The 25,300-nt window shown below is 32.2% G+C and carries 27 protein-coding genes and 6 tRNA genes; 27 read left to right on the top strand and 6 right to left on the bottom strand.

Annotation, left to right across the window (positions count from 1 at the left end; all coding sequences use genetic code 11):
• Positions 1-27: 27 nt before the first annotated feature.
• Positions 28-768 carry a peroxide stress protein YaaA gene (gene yaaA / locus AAH949_RS06850; RefSeq protein ID WP_134238115.1) on the bottom strand — a complete coding sequence of 247 codons (741 nt, stop codon included), beginning with the start codon at positions 766-768 and terminating at the stop codon, positions 28-30.
• 166 nt (positions 769-934) lie between these two features.
• Here yaaA and AAH949_RS06845 point away from each other — a divergent pair.
• From AAH949_RS06845 to rpsR, 26 genes are all read left to right on the top strand, one after another.
• A tRNA-Thr gene (locus tag AAH949_RS06845) sits at positions 935-1,010 on the top strand.
• 40 nt (positions 1,011-1,050) lie between these two features.
• A tRNA-Tyr gene (locus tag AAH949_RS06840) sits at positions 1,051-1,136 on the top strand.
• 6 nt (positions 1,137-1,142) lie between these two features.
• A tRNA-Gly gene (locus tag AAH949_RS06835) sits at positions 1,143-1,219 on the top strand.
• A 103-nt stretch (positions 1,220-1,322) separates the two neighbouring features.
• Positions 1,323-1,397, top strand: a tRNA-Thr gene (locus AAH949_RS06830).
• 75 nt (positions 1,398-1,472) lie between these two features.
• On the top strand, positions 1,473-2,672 hold the full coding sequence (tuf, locus tag AAH949_RS06825; RefSeq protein WP_134238114.1) for an elongation factor Tu: 1,200 nt from the start codon (positions 1,473-1,475) through the stop codon (positions 2,670-2,672).
• A 51-nt stretch (positions 2,673-2,723) separates the two neighbouring features.
• Positions 2,724-2,882 (top strand): 50S ribosomal protein L33, encoded by a 159-nt coding sequence (gene rpmG, locus AAH949_RS06820; RefSeq protein WP_002793551.1) that lies wholly within the window; start codon positions 2,724-2,726, stop codon positions 2,880-2,882.
• Between the two features lie 8 nt (positions 2,883-2,890).
• Positions 2,891-2,966, top strand: a tRNA-Trp gene (locus AAH949_RS06815).
• 17 nt (positions 2,967-2,983) lie between these two features.
• The gene (secE, locus tag AAH949_RS06810; protein ID WP_134238113.1) at positions 2,984-3,163 is read left to right on the top strand and encodes a preprotein translocase subunit SecE; all 180 of its coding nucleotides are present in this window, start codon (positions 2,984-2,986) and stop codon (positions 3,161-3,163) included.
• 15 nt (positions 3,164-3,178) lie between these two features.
• On the top strand, positions 3,179-3,712 hold the full coding sequence (nusG, locus tag AAH949_RS06805; RefSeq protein ID WP_134238112.1) for a transcription termination/antitermination protein NusG: 534 nt from the start codon (positions 3,179-3,181) through the stop codon (positions 3,710-3,712).
• 25 nt (positions 3,713-3,737) lie between these two features.
• Positions 3,738-4,163 carry a 50S ribosomal protein L11 gene (rplK, locus tag AAH949_RS06800; protein ID WP_134238111.1) on the top strand — a complete coding sequence of 142 codons (426 nt, stop codon included), beginning with the start codon at positions 3,738-3,740 and terminating at the stop codon, positions 4,161-4,163.
• Positions 4,164-4,220: 57 nt separating this feature from the next.
• The gene (rplA, locus tag AAH949_RS06795) at positions 4,221-4,922 is read left to right on the top strand and encodes a 50S ribosomal protein L1 (protein ID WP_134238110.1); all 702 of its coding nucleotides are present in this window, start codon (positions 4,221-4,223) and stop codon (positions 4,920-4,922) included.
• A 147-nt stretch (positions 4,923-5,069) separates the two neighbouring features.
• The gene (rplJ, locus tag AAH949_RS06790; protein ID WP_134238109.1) at positions 5,070-5,549 is read left to right on the top strand and encodes a 50S ribosomal protein L10; all 480 of its coding nucleotides are present in this window, start codon (positions 5,070-5,072) and stop codon (positions 5,547-5,549) included.
• Between the two features lie 21 nt (positions 5,550-5,570).
• Positions 5,571-5,948: a 50S ribosomal protein L7/L12 gene (rplL, locus tag AAH949_RS06785; protein WP_134238108.1), complete on the top strand. Its 378-nt coding sequence runs from the start codon at positions 5,571-5,573 to the stop codon at positions 5,946-5,948.
• A gap of 104 nt (positions 5,949-6,052) precedes the next feature.
• Positions 6,053-10,186: a DNA-directed RNA polymerase subunit beta gene (gene rpoB, locus AAH949_RS06780; RefSeq protein WP_134238107.1), complete on the top strand. Its 4,134-nt coding sequence runs from the start codon at positions 6,053-6,055 to the stop codon at positions 10,184-10,186.
• The gene (gene rpoC, locus AAH949_RS06775; RefSeq protein WP_348518317.1) at positions 10,179-14,732 is read left to right on the top strand and encodes a DNA-directed RNA polymerase subunit beta'; all 4,554 of its coding nucleotides are present in this window, start codon (positions 10,179-10,181) and stop codon (positions 14,730-14,732) included. The genes rpoB and rpoC overlap by 8 nt, the downstream gene beginning before the upstream one ends.
• Before the next feature lie 139 nt (positions 14,733-14,871).
• Complete coding sequence (locus tag AAH949_RS06770) at positions 14,872-15,294, top strand: hypothetical protein (RefSeq protein ID WP_348518316.1); 423 nt, start codon at positions 14,872-14,874, stop codon at positions 15,292-15,294.
• Positions 15,295-15,341: 47 nt separating this feature from the next.
• On the top strand, positions 15,342-15,746 hold the full coding sequence (locus tag AAH949_RS06765) for a hypothetical protein (RefSeq protein WP_348518315.1): 405 nt from the start codon (positions 15,342-15,344) through the stop codon (positions 15,744-15,746).
• Positions 15,747-15,854: 108 nt separating this feature from the next.
• Entirely contained in the window at positions 15,855-16,238 is a 384-nt protein-coding gene (gene rpsL / locus AAH949_RS06760; RefSeq protein ID WP_002780802.1) for a 30S ribosomal protein S12, read from the top strand.
• A gap of 69 nt (positions 16,239-16,307) precedes the next feature.
• Positions 16,308-16,778 carry a 30S ribosomal protein S7 gene (rpsG, locus tag AAH949_RS06755; protein WP_134238103.1) on the top strand — a complete coding sequence of 157 codons (471 nt, stop codon included), beginning with the start codon at positions 16,308-16,310 and terminating at the stop codon, positions 16,776-16,778.
• A gap of 12 nt (positions 16,779-16,790) precedes the next feature.
• The gene (gene fusA, locus AAH949_RS06750) at positions 16,791-18,866 is read left to right on the top strand and encodes an elongation factor G (RefSeq protein WP_134238102.1); all 2,076 of its coding nucleotides are present in this window, start codon (positions 16,791-16,793) and stop codon (positions 18,864-18,866) included.
• A gap of 28 nt (positions 18,867-18,894) precedes the next feature.
• A tRNA-Arg gene (locus tag AAH949_RS06745) sits at positions 18,895-18,971 on the top strand.
• Between the two features lie 127 nt (positions 18,972-19,098).
• On the top strand, positions 19,099-19,923 hold the full coding sequence (locus AAH949_RS06740) for an inverse autotransporter beta domain-containing protein (protein WP_134238101.1): 825 nt from the start codon (positions 19,099-19,101) through the stop codon (positions 19,921-19,923).
• A gap of 60 nt (positions 19,924-19,983) precedes the next feature.
• The gene (locus AAH949_RS06735) at positions 19,984-20,646 is read left to right on the top strand and encodes a hypothetical protein (RefSeq protein WP_348518314.1); all 663 of its coding nucleotides are present in this window, start codon (positions 19,984-19,986) and stop codon (positions 20,644-20,646) included.
• 96 nt (positions 20,647-20,742) lie between these two features.
• Entirely contained in the window at positions 20,743-21,117 is a 375-nt protein-coding gene (gene rpsF, locus AAH949_RS06730) for a 30S ribosomal protein S6 (RefSeq protein ID WP_134238099.1), read from the top strand.
• A gap of 14 nt (positions 21,118-21,131) precedes the next feature.
• On the top strand, positions 21,132-21,665 hold the full coding sequence (locus AAH949_RS06725; RefSeq protein WP_348518313.1) for a single-stranded DNA-binding protein: 534 nt from the start codon (positions 21,132-21,134) through the stop codon (positions 21,663-21,665).
• A gap of 14 nt (positions 21,666-21,679) precedes the next feature.
• Positions 21,680-21,940, top strand: coding sequence for a 30S ribosomal protein S18 (gene rpsR, locus AAH949_RS06720; RefSeq protein ID WP_134238097.1), 261 nt, complete (start codon positions 21,680-21,682; stop codon positions 21,938-21,940).
• Positions 21,941-21,964: 24 nt separating this feature from the next.
• Here rpsR and AAH949_RS06715 read toward each other — a convergent pair whose 3' ends face one another.
• From AAH949_RS06715 to fliW, 5 genes are read right to left on the bottom strand one after another with little or no spacing between them, the layout of a single operon-like run.
• The gene (locus AAH949_RS06715; protein ID WP_348518312.1) at positions 21,965-22,399 is read right to left on the bottom strand and encodes a hypothetical protein; all 435 of its coding nucleotides are present in this window, start codon (positions 22,397-22,399) and stop codon (positions 21,965-21,967) included.
• Positions 22,396-23,082, bottom strand: a complete 687-nt coding sequence (locus AAH949_RS06710) for a hypothetical protein (protein ID WP_348518311.1) — start codon at positions 23,080-23,082, stop codon at positions 22,396-22,398. The genes AAH949_RS06715 and AAH949_RS06710 overlap by 4 nt, the downstream gene beginning before the upstream one ends.
• Positions 23,066-23,386: a type II secretion system protein gene (locus AAH949_RS06705; protein ID WP_134238094.1), complete on the bottom strand. Its 321-nt coding sequence runs from the start codon at positions 23,384-23,386 to the stop codon at positions 23,066-23,068. Before AAH949_RS06705 ends, AAH949_RS06710 begins: the two co-directional genes overlap by 17 nt.
• Positions 23,383-24,123: a pyrroline-5-carboxylate reductase gene (locus tag AAH949_RS06700; protein WP_243832579.1), complete on the bottom strand. Its 741-nt coding sequence runs from the start codon at positions 24,121-24,123 to the stop codon at positions 23,383-23,385. Before AAH949_RS06700 ends, AAH949_RS06705 begins: the two co-directional genes overlap by 4 nt.
• Before the next feature lie 2 nt (positions 24,124-24,125).
• A complete protein-coding gene (gene fliW / locus AAH949_RS06695) occupies positions 24,126-24,515 on the bottom strand; it encodes a flagellar assembly protein FliW (RefSeq protein ID WP_134238092.1) in 390 nt (129 codons plus the stop codon).
• Positions 24,516-24,652: 137 nt separating this feature from the next.
• On the opposite strand from fliW, the gene bamD reads away from it, so the two are divergent.
• Positions 24,653-25,291, top strand: a complete 639-nt coding sequence (bamD, locus tag AAH949_RS06690) for an outer membrane protein assembly factor BamD (RefSeq protein WP_243832578.1) — start codon at positions 24,653-24,655, stop codon at positions 25,289-25,291.
• Positions 25,292-25,300 lie beyond the last annotated feature (9 nt).

Below are 25,300 nucleotides of genomic sequence, written 5' to 3'. Positions count from 1 at the left end.
ATTATTACGCTTATAAGTTTATTAAAACTAAGAAATTATTTCGAGAATTATCTCTTCTTTAAAGCCCTTAATTTGCACTTCTTTTACTTTTAAAGTTTGCGGTAAGCACTCTAATAATTCTTTGTTATTTTGAATTTGATTTTGTGCTAAAATTTTAAGCAAAATTCCTCTATAAGCTTTTGCAAAATGACTGACAATTTTGCCATTTTTTATAAATTTATAGCTGCTAAATTTGCGTTTTGGAGTGTAAAATTTTTCATAAAAACCCGCTCTAAGATCTAACAATTCTTCATCTTTGAGAAATTCATCTAAAGCAGTAGAAAAATAGGTATTGTAGAACTGCTCTATATTAAAATTTGCAATTTTGGCACCTTGTTTAAATTTATAAAAAGGTATAAGATTAGCCGCTAAAATAGGACCAAATAAATTAGAAAATATTATAACATTTTGCAAAATATAATTTTTTGCTTCCAAATTTAAAGTACTGTAGTCTAAGTATTCATAAGAAACCCCACTATATCTTTCAATAGCTTGTGCAGTAGACAAGGTTAAAAGATTTTGTTTGAGTTTTATAATTTCATTTTCTTTTTTAATGCCAAATAAATTTATAAGTTCTTGCTGGCTTGCAAAAGATATATAAGTATTAAAGTGCTTAATTACTTCAAGTCTTTTTTTAAATAGTTCGGGAAAAATAAAAGAATTTTCATCAATGGGAGAAAAATTAGAAGTTTCGTTTTTGCTTTCACTAGGAGAAAAAAGAATTTTCATTACTATTACCTTATTTGATGATTTATGTTTGTGTGATTATATAATAAACTTCAATAAATATTTATAGCAAAAAACAATAAAATTAAAATTAATTGATTAAAATGTCAAAAAAGCCTTGACAAAATATAAAATTTCAGATACAATCCCAATTTATTTTTAAAAGTTTGCTGGTTTAGCTCAGTTGGTAGAGCAGCTGCCTTGTAAGCAGCAGGTCGGGGGTTCAAGTCCCTTAACCAGCTCCATTTTAGCAGTGTTTGACCAGAATAAAAGCACATTTTTCAAGGTGAGTTACTCAAGTGGCCAACGAGGGCAGACTGTAAATCTGCTGGCTTTCGCCTTCCGTGGTTCGAATCCACGACTCACCACCATGCTTTGCGGGAGTAGCTCAGTTGGCTAGAGCATCAGCCTTCCAAGCTGAGGGTCGCGGGTTCGAGTCCCGTTTCCCGCTCCATTATAATTAAGGAAACTGGGAGCTGTATTTATTTATTGACTTACAGTTTTTATTTTCCGAGATTCTAGGTTTTTGTTGTCTATATTTGTATATTTTTCTGAGCGCTCGTATGGCTCAGAGGTAGAGCACTCCCTTGGTAAGGGAGAGGTCGCGGGTTCAATTCCCGCTATGAGCTCCATTGATTCTAAAAAATTATAAATATAGATTTGTTTTTTGTAATTAATTCATCATTAAATAATGGAGGAAATTTAAGATGGCTAAAGAAAAATTTTCACGTAATAAGCCTCACGTAAATATTGGTACTATTGGTCACGTTGACCACGGTAAAACTACTTTAACAGCTGCTATCTCTGCTGTTCTTTCTAGAAAAGGTTTGGCTGAGCTAAAAGATTATGATAATATCGATAATGCTCCTGAAGAAAAAGAGCGTGGTATTACTATTGCTACTTCACATATCGAATATGAAACAGATAATCGTCACTATGCACACGTAGATTGTCCAGGACACGCAGACTATGTTAAAAATATGATTACTGGTGCTGCTCAAATGGATGGTGCTATTCTTGTTGTTTCTGCTGCCGATGGCCCAATGCCACAAACTAGAGAGCACATTCTTCTTTCTCGTCAAGTAGGTGTTCCTTATATCGTTGTTTTCATGAATAAAGCGGATATGGTTGATGATGCTGAGTTATTAGAATTAGTTGAAATGGAAATTAGAGAATTGTTAAGTTCTTATGATTTCCCAGGAGATGACACTCCAATTATTTCTGGTTCTGCATTGAAAGCTCTTGAAGAAGCAAAAGCTGGACAAGATGGTGAATGGTCAGCTAAAATTATGGATCTTATGGCTGCAGTTGATAGCTATATACCAACTCCAACTCGTGACACTGATAAAGATTTCTTAATGCCAATTGAAGATGTTTTCTCAATTTCAGGTCGTGGAACGGTTGTTACAGGTAGAATAGAAAAAGGTGTAGTTAAAGTAGGTGATACAATTGAAATCGTAGGTATTAGAGATACTCAAACTACTACTGTAACTGGCGTTGAAATGTTTAGAAAAGAAATGGATCAAGGTGAGGCTGGCGATAATGTTGGTGTTCTTCTTCGTGGTACTAAAAAAGAAGATGTTATTCGTGGTATGGTTCTTGCTAAACCTAAGTCAATCACTCCACATACTGACTTTGAAGCGGAAGTTTATATTCTAAACAAAGATGAAGGTGGTAGACATACTCCATTCTTTAATAATTATAGACCACAATTCTATGTAAGAACAACTGATGTTACTGGTTCAATTAAATTAGCTGATGGAGTGGAAATGGTTATGCCAGGCGAAAATGTAAGAATCACAGTTAGTCTTATAGCTCCAGTAGCGCTTGAAGAAGGTACTCGTTTTGCTATCCGTGAAGGTGGTAGAACTGTTGGTTCTGGTGTCGTATCTAAAATTATAAAATAATTTACAAAGTCAAGCTTAAAAAGCTTGGCTTTATTTTAAGGAAAATATAAAATGAGAATTAAAGTTGGTTTAAAATGTGAAGAATGTGGTGATATTAATTATAGCACTTATAAAAATAGTAAAAATACAACTGAAAAATTAGAGTTAAAAAAATATTGCCCAAGATTAAAAAAACACACACTTCATAAAGAAGTTAAGTTAAAGAGTTAGAAGCCCTTAGGGCAATAGCTCCAACGGTAGAGCGCCGGATTCCAAATCCGATGGTTGGGGGTTCGAATCCCTCTTGCCCTGCCATAGATTAAGGTTTAAGTATGGAAAAATTAGTAAGTTATTTTAAATTGTCAAAGTTAGAGCTTGGTAAGGTTATTTTTCCTTTAAAAGAGCAGGTAAGAAATGCTTATATTACAGTATTCATAGTTGTAACTGTAATTTCTTTATTTTTGGCATTAGTGGATTGGATCATGTCCTTTGCGCTATCACAAATTTTTTGAGGCAAGGAAGTATTAATGGCTAATCATAAATGGTATGCTATTCAAACCTATGCCGGTAGTGAAATGGCAGTTAAAAGAGCTATTGAGAATTTAGTAAAAGATAATGGTATCGAAGATCAGCTAAAAGAAATTGTTGTGCCAACAGAAGATATTATTGAATTTAAAAATGGGAAAGAAAAAATTAGCGAAAGAAGTCTTTATTCGGGATATGTTTTTGCAAATTTAGATTTAAATACAGAGCTTTGGCATAAAATTCAGTCTTTGCCTAAAGTTGGTCGTTTTATTGGTGAAGCAAAAAAACCAACTCCATTAACAGATAAAGATATAGATCTTATTTTAGAAAAAGCTCAAAATAAAGCAGCACCTAAACCTAAAATATCTTTTGATGAGGGTGAAAATGTTCGTATTATTGAAGGGCCTTTTGCTAATTTTACAGGTATTGTTGAAGAATATGATATGGTGCGTGGTTTATTGAAACTTAATGTATCTATTTTCGGTCGTTCAACTCCTGTTGAAATTTTGTATTCTCAAGTAGAAAAAATAGTTTAATTATATTTAAAGAGAGGAAAATATTATGGCTAAAAAAGTCGTAGGTGAAATTAAGTTGCAAATTGCAGCTACTAAAGCAAATCCATCACCTCCTGTTGGACCAGCTTTGGGTCAGCAAGGTGTTAATATTATGGAATTCTGTAAAGCTTTCAATGAAAGAACTAAAGATATGGCGGGTTTTAATATTCCTGTTGTAATTACGGTTTATGCTGATAAAAGCTTTACCTTTATTACAAAACAACCTCCTGCTACAGACTTAATAAAAAAGGCAGCAGGTATTACTAAAGGCACAGATAATCCATTAAAAAATAAAGTGGGTAAATTAACTCGTGCTCAAGTTATGGAGATTGTTGATAAAAAACTTGCAGATTTGAATACTAAAGACAAAGATCAAGCTGCTAAAATTATTGCAGGATCAGCTCGTTCTATGGGTGTTGAAATTGTAGATTAAGCTCTTATACCGCCGAGCTTTAAAAAGGCGGAAGCACTTTAAAATGCGGAGAAAGAAATGTCTAAAATTACGAAAAGATTGAAAGAATTATCACAAAAAATTGACTCAAGTAAAGAGTATGCTTTAAATGAAGCTGTTGAGACTGTTAAGACTTTGGCTTCTGCTAAATTTGATGAGACAGTTGAAATTGCATTAAAACTTAATGTTGATCCAAGACACGCTGATCAAATGGTTAGGGGTTCTGTTGTTTTGCCTGCCGGTACAGGAAAAAAAGTTCGTGTTGCGGTAATTGCTAAAGATGCAAAAGCTGATGAAGCTAAGAATGCTGGTGCAGATATAGTTGGAAGTGATGATTTGGTGGAAGAAATTCAAAAAGGAAATATGAATTTTGATGTTTTGATTGCAACACCAAATTTAATGGGCTTAGTAGGTAAAGTTGGTCGTATATTAGGACCAAAAGGTTTAATGCCAAATCCAAAAACAGGTACAGTAACTATGGATGTAGCTCAAGCTGTCAATAACGCAAAAAGTGGTCAGGTAAATTTCCGTGTAGATAAACAAGGAAATATCCACGCAGGTCTTGGAAAGGTAAGTTTTTCTAAAGAACAACTTTTGGATAATATTTCTACATTTATAAAAGCTATTAATAAGCATAAACCTGCTGCTGCAAAGGGTAGATATATTAAAAATGCGGCTTTGTCTTTAACAATGAGCCCTTCTGTAAAACTTGAAACTCAAGAATTGCTTGATATGAAATAAAAATTTAAAGAGTTGCTTTCAACTCTTTAAAATAAACATGTGAAAAAATTGTTTTTTAGATGTTTATTTTAGATTGAAGATAGTCGAGGTGTTTGCTTAATTGGATTTTTCCACTCTACTTGAAATCTCAATCGGAAAGGAGAAAATGTGACTAGAAGCGAAAAAGTTGAAATTATTGCTAAGCTTGAAGAGAGTTTTAAAGCTAGTGAAGCTATCGTGGTATGCAACTATAAAGGCCTAACTACTAAAAAACTAGAAGAACTTAGAAATAATGCAAGAGAAAACAATGTAAAAGTTCAAATTATTAAAAACACTTTGGCTAACATTGCTCTGAATAATTCCGGTAAAACAGGTTTGGTTCTTAAGGATACTAATATTTATCTTTGGGGCGAAGATCAACTTAGTGTTTCAAAAGTAGCTGCTAAATTTGAAGAAAATAATGAATTATTTCAAATTAAAACTGCTTTTGTTGATGGTGAAGTTGCGGATGTGGCTAAGGTTAAGGCTCTGGCTAAAATGCCTTCACGCAATGAGTTGCTTGCTATGCTTTTGCAAGTTTGGAATGCGCCGATTACCAATTTCACAATAGGTTTAAATGCGCTTAAAAATAAAAAAGAATCTGAATAAATATTAATAAAAGGATAAAAAATGGCAATTTCTAAAGAAGATGTATTAGAATTTATTTCAAATTTAAGTGTTCTTGAGCTTTCTGAGCTTGTAAAAGAATTTGAAGAAAAATTTGGCGTTTCTGCTGCTCCTGTTATGGTTGCAGGTGGAGCTGTTGCAGGTGGAGCTGCAGCTGCTGCTGAAGAAAAAACAGAATTTGATATCATTTTAACTGATGGTGGTGCTAAGAAAATTGAAGTAATTAAAATTGTTCGTGCTTTAACTGGCTTAGGTCTTAAAGAAGCAAAAGATGCAGTAGAACAAACTCCTTCAACTTTAAAAGAAGGTGTAGCTAAAGCTGATGCTGAAGAAGCTAAAAAACAACTTGAAGAAGCTGGCGCTAAAGTTGAACTTAAGTAATTTTTAGTTTTATCGAGAGCGGTTTAGAACGCTCTCAGTATTTTTTTAATCTATATTTTTATAGATTGCTTTCCTTTAAATTTTTACCAACACGAGGTATACAAATGTTAAATAACCAATTAGGCAATCGTTTAAGAGTTGACTTCTCAAATGTTTCAAAGCAGTTAGATATTCCAAATCTTTTACAATTACAAAAAAAGAGTTTTGATTATTTTTTAAATCTTGATGATACAAATAGCGAAAGCGGAATAGAAAAAGTTTTTAAATCTATTTTTCCTATTCACGATCCGCAAAATAGATTAAGTTTAGAATATGTTAGTAGTGAAATTGGTAAGCCAAAATATACAATTAGAGAATGCATGGAAAGAGGGCTTACTTATTCTGTAAATTTAAAAATGAAAATTCGTTTGACTTTGCATGAAAAAGATGAAAAAACAGGCGAAAAAGTTGGTATAAAAGATATTAAAGAGCAAGAAATTTATATTAGGGAAATTCCATTGATGACAGATAGGGTTTCTTTTATTATCAATGGAGTAGAAAGAGTTGTCGTAAATCAGCTTCACCGAAGTCCAGGAGTAATTTTTAAAGAAGAAGAGAGTTCTACAGTAGCTAATAAACTTGTTTATACTGCTCAAATTATTCCGGATCGTGGTTCTTGGCTTTATTTTGAATACGATGCTAAAGATGTACTTTATGTTAGAATTAATAAAAGAAGAAAAATTCCTATTACCATGCTTTTTAGAGCTTTGGGTTATAAGAAGCAAGATATTATTAAGTTGTTTTATCCAACTCAAACCATTCATATAAAAAAAGATAAATTTGTAACAGAGTTTAATCCTAATGACTTTATGGACAGAATAGAATATGATATTAAAGATGAAAAAGGTAATGTTGTCCATCAAGCTGGAAAAAGAATGACGAAGAAAAAGGCTGAACAACTTTTAAAAGATGGCTTGAAATGGGTTGAATATCCTGTTGAAATTTTGACAAATCGTTATTTGGCAAATCCTATTATTGATAAAGAGACAGGTGAAGTTTTATTTGATTCACTCACTTTACTTGATGAGAGTAAACTTGCCAAAATAAAAGAACAAAAAAGTTTTGATATTGCAAATGACTTAGCAAATGGTGTTGATGCGGCTATTATTAACTCATTTATTCAAGATAATGAAACATTGAAACTTTTAAAACAAAGTGAAAATATTGATGATGAAAATGATTTGGCTGCAATTAGAATTTATAAAGTAATGCGTCCGGGAGAGCCTGTAGTAAAAGATGCTGCTAAAACTTTTGTCAATGATTTATTTTTTAATCCTGAAAGATATGATTTAACAAAAGTTGGTCGTATGAAAATGAATCACAAATTAGGGCTTGAAGTTCCAGAGTATGTCACTGTTTTAACTAATGAAGATATTTTGAAAACAACGAAGTATTTGATTAAGGTTAAAAACGGTAAAGGACATATTGACGATAGAGATCACTTGGGCAATCGTCGTATTCGCTCTATAGGAGAGCTTTTGGCAAATGAATTGCATTTAGGGCTTGCAAAAATGCAAAAAGCCATCAGAGATAAATTTACCTCATTAAATGCAGATATTGATAAAGTTATGCCTTATGATTTGGTAAATCCAAAAATGATCACGACTATTATTATGGAATTTTTTACAGGTGGGCAATTATCTCAGTTCATGGATCAGACTAATCCACTCAGTGAAGTTACTCATAAACGCCGTTTATCTGCACTCGGTGAAGGCGGTTTAGTCAAAGAAAGAGCGGGTTTTGAAGTACGTGATGTTCATGCAACTCATTATGGAAGAATTTGTCCAGTTGAAACCCCAGAAGGTCAAAATATCGGTTTGATTAATACACTTTCAACTTACGCAAAAGTTAATGAACTTGGTTTTGTTGAAGCACCTTATAGAAAAGTTGTTAATGGTAAAGTAAGTGATGAAATTGTTTATCTTACTGCAACTCAAGAAGAAGGTTTGTTTATTGCACCAGCTTCAACAAAAATAGATGCCAAAGGTAATATTATAGAAGAATTTGTTGAAGCTAGACAAGATGGAGAAACTATATTAGCTAAACGCGAAGAAGTACAACTTATTGATCTTTGTTCGGGTATGATAGTGGGTGTTGCTGCTTCATTGATTCCGTTTTTGGAGCACGATGATGCAAATAGAGCTTTAATGGGTTCAAACATGCAGCGTCAAGCTGTACCATTGCTAACTTGTCAAGCTCCTATCGTTGGAACGGGTATGGAGAAAATTATTGCAAGGGATGCTTGGGAAGCGATTAAAGCTAAGAGATCGGGTGTAGTTGAGAAAGTAGATAATAGAAGTATTTTTATTTTAGGTGAAGATGACAAAGGCCCTTTTATTGATCATTATACTATGGAGAAAAATTTAAGAACTAACCAAAATACAAGTTATGTTCAGCATCCTATTGTTAAAAAAGGTGATGTTGTTAAAGCAGGACAAATCATTGCCGATGGCCCAAGTATGGATCAAGGTGAGCTTGCTATTGGTAAAAATGCACTGATTGCTTTTATGCCTTGGAATGGTTACAATTATGAAGATGCTATTGTTGTAAGCGAAAGAATTATTCGTGAAGATACTTTTACTAGCGTTCATATTTATGAAAAAGAAATTGAGGCCAGAGAATTAAAAGACGGTATTGAAGAAATCACCAAAGATATTCCTAATGTTAAGGAAGAAGATTTGGCGCATTTAGATGAGAGTGGTATAGCAAAAATTGGAACACACATTAAACCAGGTATGATCTTAGTGGGCAAAGTTTCTCCAAAGGGAGAGGTTAAACCAACTCCAGAAGAAAGGCTTTTAAGGGCAATTTTTGGGGAAAAAGCAGGGCATGTGGTTAATAAATCTTTATATGCAACCGCATCTTTAGAAGGTGTTGTTGTTGATGTTAAAATTTTTACCAAAAAAGGTTATGAAAAAGATGACAGAGCTTTAAGAGCACATGATGAAGAAAAAATGTCTTTAGAAAAAGAGCATCATGATAGACTTTTAATGATGGATAGAGAAGAGATTTTAAGGGTATGTGCGCTTTTAGCAAAATCTCCTTTAAGTGCAGCACAAAAAATAAACGATAAAGAGTATAAAAAAGGCGATATTGTTGATATAAAAGATCTTGAAAAAATCAATCGTTTTGCCTTAAATAGTTTGATTAAAGCTTATTCTAAAGAAATTCAAAAACAATATGATGATTTGAAAAATCACTTCCAAAATGAAAAGAAAAAGCTTAAAGCCGAACATGATGAAAAGCTTGAAATTTTGGAAAAAGATGATATTTTACCAAGTGGGGTTGTTAAGCTTGTAAAAATTTACATTGCAACTAAACGCAAACTTAAAGTGGGTGATAAAATGGCTGGACGACATGGAAATAAAGGTATTGTTTCAACTATTGTTCCAGAAGTAGATATGCCTTATTTGGCAAATGGCAAGAGTGTTGATATTGCACTAAATCCATTGGGCGTTCCAAGTCGTATGAATATAGGGCAAATTTTAGAAAGTCATTTGGGGCTTGTTGGACTTAGACTTGGCGATCAAATTCAAGAAATTTTCAATAAAAAACAAAAAGATTTTATTAAAGAATTAAGAGCAAAAATGCTTGAAATTTGTTCTATTCCAAGACTTGCAAGTGAAAAAGAATTTGTTAAAAATTTAAGCGATGAAGAGCTTTTAAATTATGCTAGAGATTGGAGCAAAGGGGTAAAATTTGCTACTCCAGTTTTTGAAGGTGTAAATATAGAAGAATTTGCTAAGCTTTTTGAAATGGCAAAAATTGATATGGATGGTAAAACAGAGCTTTACGATGGACGCACAGGTGAAAAAATCGCAGAAAGAGTTCATGTTGGTTGTATGTATATGTTAAAACTACATCACCTAGTCGATGAAAAAGTCCATGCTAGAAGTACAGGACCTTATAGCTTGGTAACTCAGCAACCAGTTGGTGGTAAAGCACTCTTTGGGGGTCAAAGATTTGGTGAGATGGAAGTTTGGGCGTTGGAAGCTTATGGTGCAGCGCATACTTTAAAAGAAATGCTTACTATAAAATCAGATGATGTAGAAGGAAGATTTAGTGCTTATAAGGCTTTAACTAAGGGCGAGAATGTTCCAGCTACAGGAATTCCAGAGACATTTTTCGTTTTAACAAATGAATTAAAATCTCTTGCTTTAGATGTTGAGATTTTTGATAAGGATGAAGAAGATGAGTAAATTTAAAATCATTGAAGTAAAAGAAGAAACAAGACCGAGAGACTTTGAAGCTTTTCAATTAAGACTTGCAAGCCCAGAAAAAATTAAATCATGGTCCTATGGTGAAGTAAAAAAACCAGAAACTATTAATTATAGAACCTTAAAACCTGAAAGAGATGGACTTTTTTGTGCTAAAATCTTTGGCCCTATTCGTGATTATGAATGTCTTTGTGGCAAGTATAAGAAAATGCGTTTTAAAGGCGTTAAATGTGAAAAATGTGGTGTTGAAGTTGCAAATTCGAAAGTACGTCGTTCAAGAATGGGGCATATCGAGCTTGTAACTCCAGTGGCACATATTTGGTATGTAAATTCTCTGCCAAGTCGTATAGGAACGCTTTTGGGCGTTAAAATGAAAGATCTTGAACGCGTGCTTTATTATGAAGCTTATATTGTAGAAAATCCAGGTGATGCTTATTATGATAATGAAAGCAATAAAAAAGTTGAATTTTGTGATGTTTTAAATGAAGAGCAATATCAAAGCTTAATGCAACGCTATGAAAATAGTGGTTTTAAAGCAAGAATGGGTGGTGAAGTTGTCCGTGATTTGCTTGCTAATTTAGATCTTGTGGCGCTTTTGAATCAGCTTAAAGAAGAAATGATGACAACGAATTCAGAGGCAAAGAAAAAAACTATCATTAAGCGTTTAAAAGTTGTGGAAAATTTTTTAAATTCAAATCTTAATGCCAATATAGATGGCGATGAAGCAGTTCCTAATCGTCCAGAGTGGATGATGATTACAAATCTTCCTGTATTACCTCCTGACTTGCGTCCTTTGGTTGCTTTAGATGGTGGTAAATTTGCAGTTTCTGATGTGAACGATTTATATCGCCGTGTGATTAATAGAAATACGCGTTTAAAAAGATTAATGGAGCTTGATGCACCAGAAATCATTATAAGAAATGAAAAAAGAATGCTTCAAGAAGCGGTAGATGCACTTTTTGATAATGGTCGTCGTGCAAATGCTGTTAAGGGAGCAAATAAACGCCCACTTAAATCTTTAAGTGAAATTATCAAAGGTAAGCAAGGTCGTTTCAGACAAAACTTACTTGGTAAAAGGGTGGATTTTTCAGGTCGTAGTGTAATTGTTGTTGGTCCAAAACTTAGAATGGATCAATGTGGCTTGCCTAAAAAAATGGCTTTGGAATTATTTAAGCCGCATTTGTTAGCTAAACTTGAAGAAAAAGGCTATGCAACAACTGTTAAGCAAGCTAAAAAGATGATAGAAAATAAAACTAATGAAGTTTGGGAATGTTTGGAAGAGGTTGTTAAAGGACACCCTGTTATGCTAAATCGTGCACCAACTTTACATAAGCTTTCTATACAAGCTTTCCATCCTGTTTTGGTCGAAGGTAAGGCCATACAACTTCATCCTTTGGTTTGTGCTGCATTTAATGCGGACTTTGATGGGGATCAAATGGCGGTGCATGTACCACTTTCGCAAGAAGCAATTGCAGAATGTAAAGTTTTAATGCTTTCATCAATGAATATTCTTTTACCAGCGAGTGGTAAATCTGTAACCGTTCCTTCTCAAGATATGGTTTTGGGAATTTATTATCTTTCTTTGGAAAAGACAAATGCTAAGGGTGCACATAAAATTTGTTCAGGTATCGATGAGGCTATGATGGCTTTAGAAGCAGGTTGCTTAGATATCCATGCTAATATCCAAACTGTGGTTGATGGAAGAAAAATCACTACAACCGCTGGTCGTTTGATTATTAAATCTATTTTACCTGACTTTGTTCCTGAAAATATGTGGAATAAAATTCTAAAGAAAAAAGATATTGCTGCACTTGTAGATTATGTCTATAAAAAAGGTGGTTTAGAACTTACAGCAAGTTTCTTAGATAGACTTAAAAATTTAGGTTTTGAATATGCGACTAAAGCAGGTGTTTCTATATCAATTGCTGATATTATTGTGCCAGAGCATAAGCAAAAAAATATTGAAAGTGCTAAAAAACAAGTAAGAGAAATTCAAAATTCTTATAATCTTGGTTTAATCACTTCAGGTGAAAGATATAATAAAATTATCGATATTTGGAAAAGCACAAATAATATACTCTCAAAAGAGATGATGGAGCTTGTACAAAAAGACAAAAATGGATTTAATTCCATTTATATGATGGCCGATTCTGGTGCTAGGGGTAGTGCGGCACAAATTTCGCAGCTTGCAGCAATGAGAGGACTTATGGCTAAACCAGATGGCTCGATCATCGAAACGCCAATTATTTCAAATTTCCGCGAAGGGCTTAATGTGCTTGAATATTTTATTTCAACGCATGGAGCTAGAAAGGGTCTTGCAGATACTGCGCTTAAGACCGCAAATGCGGGTTATTTGACAAGAAAATTAATTGATGTGGCACAAAATGTTAAGATTACTATTGAAGATTGTGGAACACATGAGGGTGTAGAGATTAATGAAATTACTGCAGATGGTGCCATTATAGAGACTTTAGAGGAAAGAATTCTTGGTAGAGTTTTGGCTGAAAATGTCATTGATCCAATTACCAATGAGACTCTTTTAGCAGAAGGTGCTTTGATTGATGAAGAAAAAGCTAGAATTTTAACTGAGAGTGGCATTAAAAGTGTGAGTATTCGCACTCCTATTACTTGTAAAGCAAAAAAAGGAATTTGTGCTAAATGTTATGGTATTAATCTTGGTGAAGGTAAACTTGTTAAACCAGGTGAGGCTGTGGGTATCATTTCAGCACAATCTATTGGTGAGCCAGGTACTCAGCTTACACTTAGAACTTTCCACAGCGGGGGAACAGCAAGTACTGATTTGCAAGATAGACAAGTGAGTGCCCAAAAAGAAGGATTTATAAGATTTTATAATCTTAAAACTTATGAAAATAAAGAAGGTAAAAGTATAGTTGCAAATCGCAGAAATGCGGCAATTTTACTTGTTGAACCAAAAATTAAAGCACCATTTAAAGGTATAGTGAATATTGAAAATATTCATGAGGATGTGGTTGTTTCTGTAAAAGATAAGAAGCAAGAAGTAAAATATATCTTAAGAAAATATGATTTGGCTAAGCCTAATGAATTAGCTGGTGTTAGTGGTAGTATAGATGGTAAGCTTTATTTGCCTTATCAAAGTGGAACTGAAGTGGGGCAAGATGAAAGTATAGTTGAAGTTATCAAAGAGGGATGGAATGTGCCAAATCGTATTCCATTTGCGAGTGAAATTTCTGTTAAAGATGGTGATCCTGTGGTGCAAAATATTAAAGCAGGTGAAGTGGGAACTTTAAAATTCTATGTTTTAAAAGGCGATGGCTTAGATAGGATTAGAAATCTAAAAAAAGGTGATGTAGTAAAAGAAAAAGGCTTTTTTGTTGTAATTGCAGATGAAAATGATAGAGAAGCAAAAAGACATTATATCCCTAGACAATCAGTGATTGAATTTGATGATAGTTCGGTTATTACTGATCCTAATGCTATTATTGCAAGTGCGGTCAATAAAGAAAAGGTTGTTATTGCAGAATGGGATGCGTATAATAATACCATTATTGCAGAAATTGATGGAACGATTAGTTTCGAAGATATTGAAGCTGGTTATAGCGCAGATGAGCAAATTGATGAAGCTACCGGAAAACGTTCTTTAGTCATCAATGAATATTTGCCAAGTGGAGTAAGACCTAGCTTGATTATTACAGGAAAAGGTGGAAAGACTTCTCGTTATCAATTAGAACCTAAAACTGTTATTTTTGTACATGATGGTGATAAGGTTTCTCAAGCTGATATTTTGGCAAAAACTCCAAAAGCAGCAGCAAAATCTAAAGATATTACCGGTGGTCTCCCAAGGGTTTCAGAACTTTTTGAAGCAAGAAAACCAAAAAATGCAGCAATTATTGCAGAAATCGATGGTGTAGTGAAATTTGACAAGCCTTTGCGCTCTAAGGAAAGATTGATTATCCAAGCAGAAGATGGTAGCAGTGTTGAATACTTGATTGATAAAAGTAAACATATCCAAGTAAGAGAAGGTGAATTTGTTCATGCTGGAGAGAAGCTTACAGATGGTATCATTTCAAGTCATGATGTGCTTAAAATTTTAGGTGAAAAAGCCTTGCATTACTATTTAATTTCTGAAATTCAGCAAGTTTATCGCGGACAAGGCGTTGTGATTTCTGATAAGCATATAGAAATTATAGTTTCTCAAATGCTAAGACAGGTTAGAGTTATAGATAGCGGAAACACTAAATTTATTGTTGGAGATCTTATTTCAAGAAGAAAATTCAGAGAAGAAAATGAAAAAATCATTAGAATGGGTGGAGAGCCAGCTATTGCTGAACCTGTGCTTTTGGGGGTTACAAGAGCTGCGATTGGAAGCGATAGTGTGATTTCTGCTGCTTCTTTCCAAGAAACAACCAAGGTTTTAACCGAAGCGAGTATAGCAGGTAAAATTGATTATCTTGAAGATCTAAAAGAAAATGTTATTTTAGGTAGAATGATTCCGGTTGGTACTGGTCTTTATGGGGATCATGATCTAAAAATCAAACAACAAGATTAAAAATATTTCGCAATTAGTATTTAATGCTGATTGCGAATTTGATTACGCAATTCTACATTTTTTATTCATTATTTTTTATGCTTATTTGGAAAAATTTTTGCTTTTATTTATGATTAAATATAAAGGGTGGGTATTGTTGATGAAAATTGAAACAAATTTACATAATATTTCTTTTTTTAAAAAAACAGAATTTTCCAACATTAGTGATTATGAGAATTTTAGGAATAAAATTAGTGCAGATATGGAAGCTAAGAATTATACCAAAGAGCAAAAATTAGCAGTTGATACTTTTTTAACAGCTTCTATGGTGGTAGCTAATGCTAGAGAGGGTAATGCAAATGTAAGTTATTGGGACACAAGAAAAAGACAAGAAAATTTTGAAAATGCCTCAAATTCTTTAAAAGCACAAATGCTAGAAGAGCAAATTTCTATCATTAAAGAGCCTTATGCTATCCAAAAAGGCTTGTTTAAGGGACAAGCTGAAAGTGAGGCACATTTTCAAGCTAGTAAAAATCAAGCTATTGATTATCTAAGTGGATTATTAAAAAATATAAAGGTATAAAAATAACAATTTCAAATAACCTATCCTATTTGCAAAAAACTGATTATGTGAGTAAGAATAACCAAAAACAAGATGAAAACAATAAAACCTACGCACAAATGATTGATGATGCAAACTTTGATGGCTCTGTTTTACTTGATATTACTGCTTCAGAATTAGCTGCTGCGTGGCAAGAGGCTATGAGAATTCAAGGCGTTAGTGATCCTTCAAAAGTAGATAGTACTTTATTGGGTAAAATTAAAGATGAGCGTGCTTTTGAAACAGATCCTATGAAAATTAGGCAAAACATTCAAGAACAAATTGCTATTTTGCAAGATGGAAAAACAATGGCGCTAAGGTATCACTGTGATGAAAATGGGCAAATGAAGCAACTTTCAGCTTATGCTTATGAACAAATGAAAGATTGTGTTAGTGATGTTTTGGGAGAAATTTTGCAAGATATAAAAGCATGACGGTAAGATACAATTGTGTTATTTTAAATTAACGATATTTTATTTTTTTATAAGTGAAATTTAGATATTATCCAAAGTTTATTATATTTTTTAAAGAAAGGAATTATTGTGCCTACCATAAATCAATTGGTTAGAAAAGAGCGCAAAAAAGTTTTAGAGAAATCTAAATCTCCAGCGCTTAAAAATTGTCCACAAAGAAGGGGAGTTTGCACTAGGGTTTATACAACAACCCCTAAAAAACCAAACTCAGCGTTAAGAAAAGTTGCCAAAGTAAGACTTACTAGTGGCTTTGAAGTGATTAGCTACATCGGTGGTGAAGGTCACAATCTACAAGAGCACAGCATTGTTTTAGTGCGTGGCGGTAGGGTAAAAGACTTACCAGGTGTGAAGTATCATATCGTGCGTGGTGCGCTTGATACTGCGGGCGTTGCAAAAAGAACAGTTTCTCGTTCTAAATATGGTGCAAAGCGTCCTAAAGCAAGTGCTAAGTAATTTTTTAGACAGGCAAATCCGTTAGATTTGATTTTGTTTGAGTAAAATTTAAAATTTGAAGGAAAAATAATGAGAAGAAGAAAAGCTCCGGTAAGAGAAGTCTTGCCTGATCCGATTTATGGTAATAAAGTAATCACAAAATTCATTAATTCTTTAATGTATGATGGTAAAAAAAGCACAGCTACGACTATCATGTATGGTGCTTTAGAAGCTATCGATAAAAAAGGTGGTGAGAAAAAAGGTATTGAAATTTTTAATGATGCAATTGAGAATATCAAGCCTATTTTAGAGGTAAAATCTCGCCGTGTGGGTGGAGCGACTTATCAAGTTCCAGTAGAAGTTCGTCCTGCTAGACAACAAGCTTTAGCGATTCGTTGGATTATTTCTTTTGCTAGAAAAAGAAGCGAAAGAACAATGATAGATAAATTAGCAGCTGAACTTTTAGATGCAGCAAATAGCAAAGGCGCTTCATTCAAGAAGAAAGAAGATACTTATAAAATGGCTGAAGCAAATAAAGCGTTTGCTCACTATCGTTGGTAAGAAGGAGAATAGATGTCAAGAAGTACTCCTTTAAAAAAGGTTAGAAATATCGGTATTGCTGCGCACATTGATGCAGGAAAAACAACTACAAGTGAGAGAATTCTTTTCTTTACGGGTATGAGTCATAAGATAGGTGAGGTGCATGATGGTGCTGCGACTATGGACTGGATGGAGCAAGAAAAAGAAAGAGGTATTACAATTACTTCTGCTGCGACTACTTGTTTTTGGAAAGATCATCAAATCAACCTTATAGACACTCCAGGTCACGTGGATTTTACGATAGAAGTTGAAAGATCAATGCGTGTTCTTGATGGTGCGGTTTCTGTATTTTGTTCAGTAGGTGGGGTACAACCTCAATCTGAAACTGTTTGGAGACAAGCAAATAAATATGGTGTTCCAAGAATTGTTTTTGTAAATAAAATGGATAGAATTGGCGCGAATTTTTTCAATGTTGAAGAGCAAATTAAAAATCGCTTAAAAGGAAATCCAGTTCCACTTCAAATTCCAATTGGCGCTGAAGATAATTTCAAAGGTGTGATCGATCTTATCACAATGAAAGCGTTGGTTTGGGAAGATGAAAATAAGCCAACTGATTATGTAGAAAAAGAAATTCCAGCAGAGCTTAAAGAAAAAGCAGAAGAATATCGCACTAAAATGATAGAAGCAGTTTCTGAAACAAGCGATGAATTAATGGAAAAATACCTAGGTGGCGAAGAATTAAGTAATGAAGAGATTAGAGCAGGTATTAAAGCAGGATGTTTAAGTCTTTCTATGGTACCTATGCTTTGCGGAACTGCATTTAAAAATAAAGGAATTCAACCTTTGCTTGATGCAGTTGTAGCTTATTTACCAGCTCCTGATGAAGTTGCAAATATCAAAGGTGAATACGAAGATGGCACAGAAGTTTCTGTAAAATCAACAGATGATGGTGAATTTGCAGGGCTTGCGTTTAAAATTATGACTGACCCATTTGTTGGACAATTAACTTTCGTGCGTGTGTATCGTGGTAGTTTAGAAAGCGGTTCTTATGCTTATAACTCTACTAAAGATAAAAAAGAAAGAATCGGTCGTTTATTGAAAATGCACTCTAACAAAAGAGAAGAAATTAAGACTTTATATGCAGGAGAAATCGGTGCGGTTGTAGGTCTTAAAGATACGCTAACAGGGGATACTTTAGCAAGTGAAAAAGATAAAGTAATTCTAGAAAGAATGGATTTTCCTGATCCAGTTATTAGTGTTGCAGTGGAGCCAAAAACAAAAGCGGATCAAGAAAAAATGTCTATTGCTTTAAATAAATTAGCACAAGAAGATCCAAGCTTTAGAGTTTCTACTGATGAAGAAAGCGGTCAAACTATCATTTCGGGTATGGGTGAGTTACACCTTGAGATTATCGTTGATAGAATGCTTCGTGAATTTAAAGTGGAAGCTGAAGTAGGACAACCACAAGTTGCTTACCGTGAAACTATTAGAAAAACAGTTGAACAAGAGTATAAATACGCTAAGCAATCAGGTGGTCGTGGTCAATACGGACATGTATTCTTACGCCTTGAACCGCTTGAGCCTGGTAGTGGATATGAATTTGTTAATGATATCAAAGGTGGGGTAATTCCAAAAGAATATATTCCTGCAGTAGATAAAGGGGTGCAAGAAGCATTGCAAAATGGTGTTTTAGCAGGTTATCCAGTAGAAGATGTTAAAGTAACTGTTTATGATGGAAGTTACCATGAAGTGGATTCTTCTGAAATGGCGTTTAAACTTGCTGCTTCTATGGGCTTTAAAGAAGGTGCTAGAAAAGCAGGTGCGGTAATCTTAGAACCTATGATGAAAGTTGAAGTTGAAACTCCTGAAGAATACATGGGTGATGTAATCGGCGATCTTAACAAACGCCGTGGTCAAGTAAATTCAATGGATGAAAGAGGTGGCAATAAAATCATCACTGCATTTTGTCCTTTGGCTGAAATGTTTGGTTATTCAACCGATCTTAGAAGCCAAACTCAAGGCCGTGCGACTTATTCTATGGAATTTGATCACTATGATGAAGTTCCAAAAAATGTTTCTGAAGAAATTATCAAGAAAAGAAACGGCTAATTACAAGCGGGAGCTTTTCCCGCTTTCTGTCCTCGTAGCTCAGCAGGATAGAGCGCAAAATTCCTAATTTTGAGGCCGTGAGTTCGAATCTCGCCGTGGACACCATTTACTCCTTCATTTGGCTTTAAAATTTATAGTGAAAATATTTTTTATATTAAAAAATTTATATTTATTATTTTTTAGTATTATAAAACTTAACAATATAATTCCGATGTATTTTTTGTGGGTAAATATGAAAAAATTATTATTATGTTTTTTGATTCTTTTTGCTAATGCCAATGATTTAGAAAATGCCTTAAAGTCAAACACTTCTTCTGTTGTGATTCAAAATCAAGAATGGATACAATTTGACAGGAAGTTTATTTTCGAAGCTCCGCAAAATTTACAAGATGAATCAGTTGATTTTAAAAATTATCTCAATGCTCAATTTGCAAAAATTCTTGAAAATGGGGAAAATGGAGAACAAACCGATAGCAATTTGGATTTTGCAAATCAGAGTTTGGAGCTTAAAAATTTAAGTACTTTGTATGAATATGAGAATAATACTTTATTATTTCAAAAAGAAATTTATATTGCTGAACAAAATTATAATTATTCCGGTGGTTTGATTAATCGATATAAGCAAGAAGATTTTTTATTGGGTGTAAATACTTTTGTCGATGGTCAAGAAGATATGCAAAATCACAGCTTTGGCGGAGAATTTGGCTATAGTAAATATTTTAAAACTTATGCAAATTATTATATTCCAGATGATGAAGCAAAACAAAGAGTAGCAGAATTTGGAATGAGTTTTGTATTTCCTTATTATACGCCTTTGGGTATAGACATTAGTAGAGATTTTGAAAAGGTTGATTATAAAATAAGTTATTCTCCATATTCCATTTTTAATTTAAGTTTAGTGCATCATGATTATAATGAATTAGATCCTAATACCTCAGTACATTTTGGTTTTACCATTAGATACGACAAACATTTATTAAAACAATTAACAAAAAATGATAATGCTTTAGAAGAAATTCATCGTTATGATTATTTGAAAAGAAATAAGTATTATTAAATTTATTAGCAAAAATGAATTATAATTTATTTTTACAATTTTGTATGATTAGGAGATTAAATGGATAGTGTTTTTAAAAAAATGGGGTTTTTAATTTTAGCGCTATTGTTGCTAAATTTTAACTTGAGTGCTTTAGAAAAAGGAAAGGAATTTGATATTCTTCAAGAACCTTTTGAAATGCAAAATTCTGTTATTGAAATTTTTTATTATGGTTGTCAGCATTGTTATATACATCATAAAACAGATACCTTGGGTAAGATAAAGATTAAACTGCCTCATGTTAAGTATTATGCTTTGCCATTTACTTTTAATTCAAATGATATTGGACTTAGGGAAATTTATGCTTATGCACAAGTGCAAGATGATGATAATAATATAAGTGTAACAGATGAAAAAAGTTGGGTAAGGAAATTAAATGATAGGTATTTTTCTCTTGTTTTTTCATCTAATAAATCTAATAAAAAAGATGGTTTAAATGATGAGGAGTTGGTTCAAGCTGGACTTCAAATTTTAGGCATAACAAAACAAGAAATTCGAGAATTTGTTCAAAGCGAGAAGGCAAAGAAAGTATTGGCTTTATATGAAAAAGTTCATCAAACGGCTAAAATTTATGGAGGTGTTCCTATTTTTATTATTAATGGTAAATTTAAATTAAATATAGAAGAAATAAATTCTTTAGATGATATGATTAAAATTAGTGATGAATTAATTAATATAAAATAAAGTTTTATTAAGTAATTTTTTATTATAATCTTAGCTTGCTTTTAGCAAAATCCTTGCCCATGGAATTTTTGGGCTTAATATCCACAAGGAGAAAAGATGAAACATTATGAGGTTTTATTTATTTTAAAACCAACACTTACCGAAGAGGAAGTGAATGCTAAGTTGGAATTCGTAAAAGAAGTTCTTACAAAAAATGGTGCAGAAATTGAAACAGTTGTTCCAATGGGAACTAGAAAACTTGCATATACGATTAAAAAGTATGAGCGAGGTACTTATTTTGTGATTTATTTTAAAGCTCCTACAACATTAATTGCAGAACTTGAAAGGGTTTTAAGAATTACAGAAGAAGTTATAAGATTTTTAATTGTTAAATATGAGAATAAAAAAGAAATAGCTGCATGGGAGAAATTAAGCCATGGAGTAAAACAATCTAAAAAAGAAATTAAGCCTTTAGAAGCTCCAGAAATTTAAAACAAGGAAAACTTATGTTTAATAAAGTCGTTTTGCTAGGAAATCTTACAAGAGACATTGAAATGCGTTATGCCCCATCAGGAAGTGCTATAGGTTCTTCGGCAATTGCGGTCACTAGGAGATTTAGTTCTAATAACGGCGAAAAGCGAGAGGAAACTTGTTTTATTGATATCACTTTTTTTGGACGTACTGCTGAAATTGCCAATCAATATCTTTCTAAAGGAAGCAAAATTCTAGTGGAAGGAAGATTGAAATTTGATCAATGGAATGATCAAAATGGACAAAGCAGAAGTAAACATAGTGTTTATGTTGAGAATTTGGAAATGCTTGGTTCTGGAATCAATCAAGGACAAAACAATTTTAATAATATTGGACAGAATACTTATTCTGCTGAACAAAATCAAAGTTTTGATCCTTATACGGCTAATCAAAATTCAAATACTCTAAACAGAAATTCGCAAAGTCAAAGACAACCACAGCAAGAAACAAAGATGAAAGAGATTGATGTGGATAATTATTATGATGACGATAGTGAATTACCATTTTAAATAAGGAAAAAATTATGGCAGAAAAAAGAAAATATTCACGTAAATATTGTAAATATACAGAGGCTAAAGTTGAATTTATCGATTATAAAGATACTTCTATGTTAAAACATGCTTTATCTGAAAGATTTAAAATTATGCCTCGTCGCTTAACAGGAACAAGCAAAAAATATCAAGAAATGGTTGAAATAGCTATTAAGCGAGCAAGACATGTTGCACTTATTCCTTATATTGTAGATCGTAAAGAAGTGGTCAACAACCCTTTTGAAAATTTATAATATTTACAAATTTAATCCGAAGTTCTACTTCGGAAATAATATTAATTTTTTATTTATAAAAATTTCCTCATTAACTTCCTTATCTTTATTTAGATAGATACTAATATTTACATTAATGACATTATCTTTGCTTAAATTTATATCTTGATTAATAGGTGCAAGAGAGTAGTTTTTGCAAGTTGCAACAGAATAAAAATAATCAATTCTTATAATGCTTTGCACGTTTGGATAATTAAATTCAACTCTTTCTAAACATTCCTTGTTTTGCTTTTTTGCAATATATAAAAAGTATTTTGCTAATTCTTTTGCATTTGTCGCTAGAATATTTGCTTGAATATAAAGATATAAATCTTTTATTTGTCTTGGATAATAACTTGACATTTGCAAGCTTAAAGAGATGAAAAAAATAAAAACGATTAATAAAGAAATGCTAGCAAGCAAAGCATAAGCTTTCTTCATAGCAAACTCCATTTTTCAAAGCATGAAATTGGTGTGTTTAGAATACAGATTTTGCTTTTTAAAATATTATTTTGTTGTGTAATTTCAAAATTGGAGATATTTTGCATTAATAAAATATTTTTTCCATTGTTAAATTTTATAAATAAAGAATTATCTTTCATGAAAAATGTAATTTTGCTTTGTATGATAAGATAAAAACGCATAGGAAATTGTATAAAATTATGGGATATTTTATCTTGACTTATGATAGATGTGTTGTAAAATTGTTTTTGCAATAAATCATAAAATAATAATTTGTTATCATTTTTGCCTAATAAATCTCTATGATTTTGCATAATATCTAAAAATTGACTGTTTGGAGAGTAAAATTCTGAATTTTCATCTTGCAGAAAAATGGAGCTCGAGCCTATGGATATTTTATTCGAAATATTTTGTAATAAATTATCATCATCTTTTAGATAACAAGTGTATCCCAAACCTTCTTTTTGGAATTTTATACACCTTTGTAAAAATTTGTCAAGAATGATAAAAGTCGAATTAACATTTGTTACGAGCTCAGCTTGTTTTTGACTCACTAATTGATAAGAATATAAATTTTTTATCGGATTTGCAAGTATAAGAAATAAAATACCTAATAAGCTTATAACAATAATGCTTTCAAATAAACTAAAAGCTGTTTTCATCTTTAAATTCGCTTGTGTAATTTTGATCATTTATGGAGAGCGTTTTGAGAGTAAAAACTGAATCTGAACTACTTTTTTGTATGAATTTAATATCACCTAAATCTTGTATTCTAAGCAAAATGGTTTTTTGTTCAGAATAATCTTTATTGAATATTTTGCGTTCAAGTTCGAAAAGTTTTTGGTTTAAAAAAAGACTTTGATGATTTCTTTGAATTTGTATATATATGGGGATAAATCCAGTAAAAATAATTCCCAAAATAATAATAGAAAAAACAAGCTCTAATAAAGAAAAAGCTTTTTTCATTTATTAGCACTAGCGTGTAAAGCTTTAAAAAAAGTTCCTCTTAAACCTTCTTCTTCAAGAATCTTTACACCTTTAATTGTAATGCCAGCTGGAGAGCAGATATCTTCTTTGATTATAGCAGGATGATTATTTGTAAATAAAGCATTAAAACTTTGAAAAAGTCCCTGGGTAAGTTTTAGGCTTAAATTTTTATCTAGTCCTTCATAAACCCCAGCATTTGCAATACTTTCAGCCACTAAAGCTAGAAAGGCTGGAGCACAACCGCTAATTGCTGTTGCTGCGTTCATTAATTTTTCATCATTTAACTCATAAGAAGTGCCAAAATGATTTAAAATGTCTATAATTTCATCTTTAAATGCAGAGTTTTTTAGAACAAATGGAGTAGAAGAGGCTTTGTATTTAGCAGCTGTATTTGGCATAATTCTTGCATAGTTTTGCGCTTTAATAATTTGCAATTCCTCAATGCTTGTATTGGCTAAAACAGATATAAGCAAACGAGCTTGGTTTTTAAAAAGTGAAGCAAGCTCTTTAAGTGCGTAAGGTTTAAAAGCTAGAATGATATTTTTATCTTGTATATCTAATTTGCTGTAGTGTAGAGTTTGAAAATTTTGCTCTTTTAAGTGTTGGAGTTTTGCTTCATCTCTGCCTACAATGGTAATATTATAACGATCACGCAAACCACAAGCTAAAGCTTTAGCCATGGTTCCGTTACCAAGAATGTAAATGTTTTGCATGATTTTTAGTTTTTAATATAATTAGAAATTTGATCCGCTTGGAAAAAATTTGGATAAGTAACTGTGTCTAAAATAACTTGTGTTAAACTATTATTTTCTAAGTTGATTACAATAGGAGCTAAGAAATTTACAGTGGATTCTTCTATAGTTTTATTAATTGCAACTATGGTATATACTTGCATTTTTGTTTCTGGAGTTAGTTCAAGTAATTCCTGATAATAGGTAGGAATATCAAATTCGTAATCTGGTCTAATTAAATAAGGACTCATCATTACAAAAGAAAAATCTTTACCATCTAAACTTTTAAGTCTAACAAATACTTCATCAATAATTGAAAGTTCCATTGTTTTTGTTTCCTCAAAACCCAAAATAGGACACTTAACAGTTAAGGTCATTTTATCTCCTTAAAATTTTATGAAATTATTTTAACATAAAATAAGCAATAATAATTCCAAAAAATAAAATTATTTAATTTATTAGATTATAATTGCAAAATAAATTTTAATATTAATGGAAGTTTGTGATGAAGATAATCAAAAAATGTATTTTACCTGTTAGTGTTTTGTTAATAATAAGTGCTTGTAGTACAAAAACTACAGATGAACTTTATAATTTAAGCGCTATAGAGTGGTATCAGCAAATCATTAAAGATTTGCAAGATAAGGATTTGGAAAAAGCGGATTTGCATTATAATTCTATGGCTAGTGAGCATATTGCAGATCCTTTATTGGAACAAACTTTACTTATTTTAGCTCAGGCGCATATGGATGAAGAAGAATATCTTTTAGCGGATTTTTACCTTGAAGAGTATAATAAAAAATTTGGTAATTCTAAAAATGTAGATTATATAAGATATCTAAAGATTAAAGCAAAATTTAGTGCTTTTTCGCAACCAAATCGTAATCAAGCTTTAATGCTTGAAAGTTCTAAGGAAATTACTCAATTTTTGGAAAATTATCCTAATACCCAATATAAACTTTTAGTGCAAACTATGCTTACAAAATTTAATTTAGCAAATTATTATCTTGATGAAACCATTGCTGATCTTTATCAAAGAACAGATCGCACCCAAAGTTATGAAATTTATCAGGAAAAACTCAAAAATTCAGACTTTTATGATACTTATATGATAAAACCAGAACTTCCTTGGTATAGAAAAGTATTTGAATAATTTTTAAGG

Source organism: Campylobacter sp. CCS1377 (assembly GCF_040008265.1).
Lineage (GTDB): Bacteria > Campylobacterota > Campylobacteria > Campylobacterales > Campylobacteraceae > Campylobacter_D.
The sequence above is the reverse complement of the archived record's forward strand: the minus strand, read 5'-3'. Positions and strand labels throughout refer to the sequence as shown.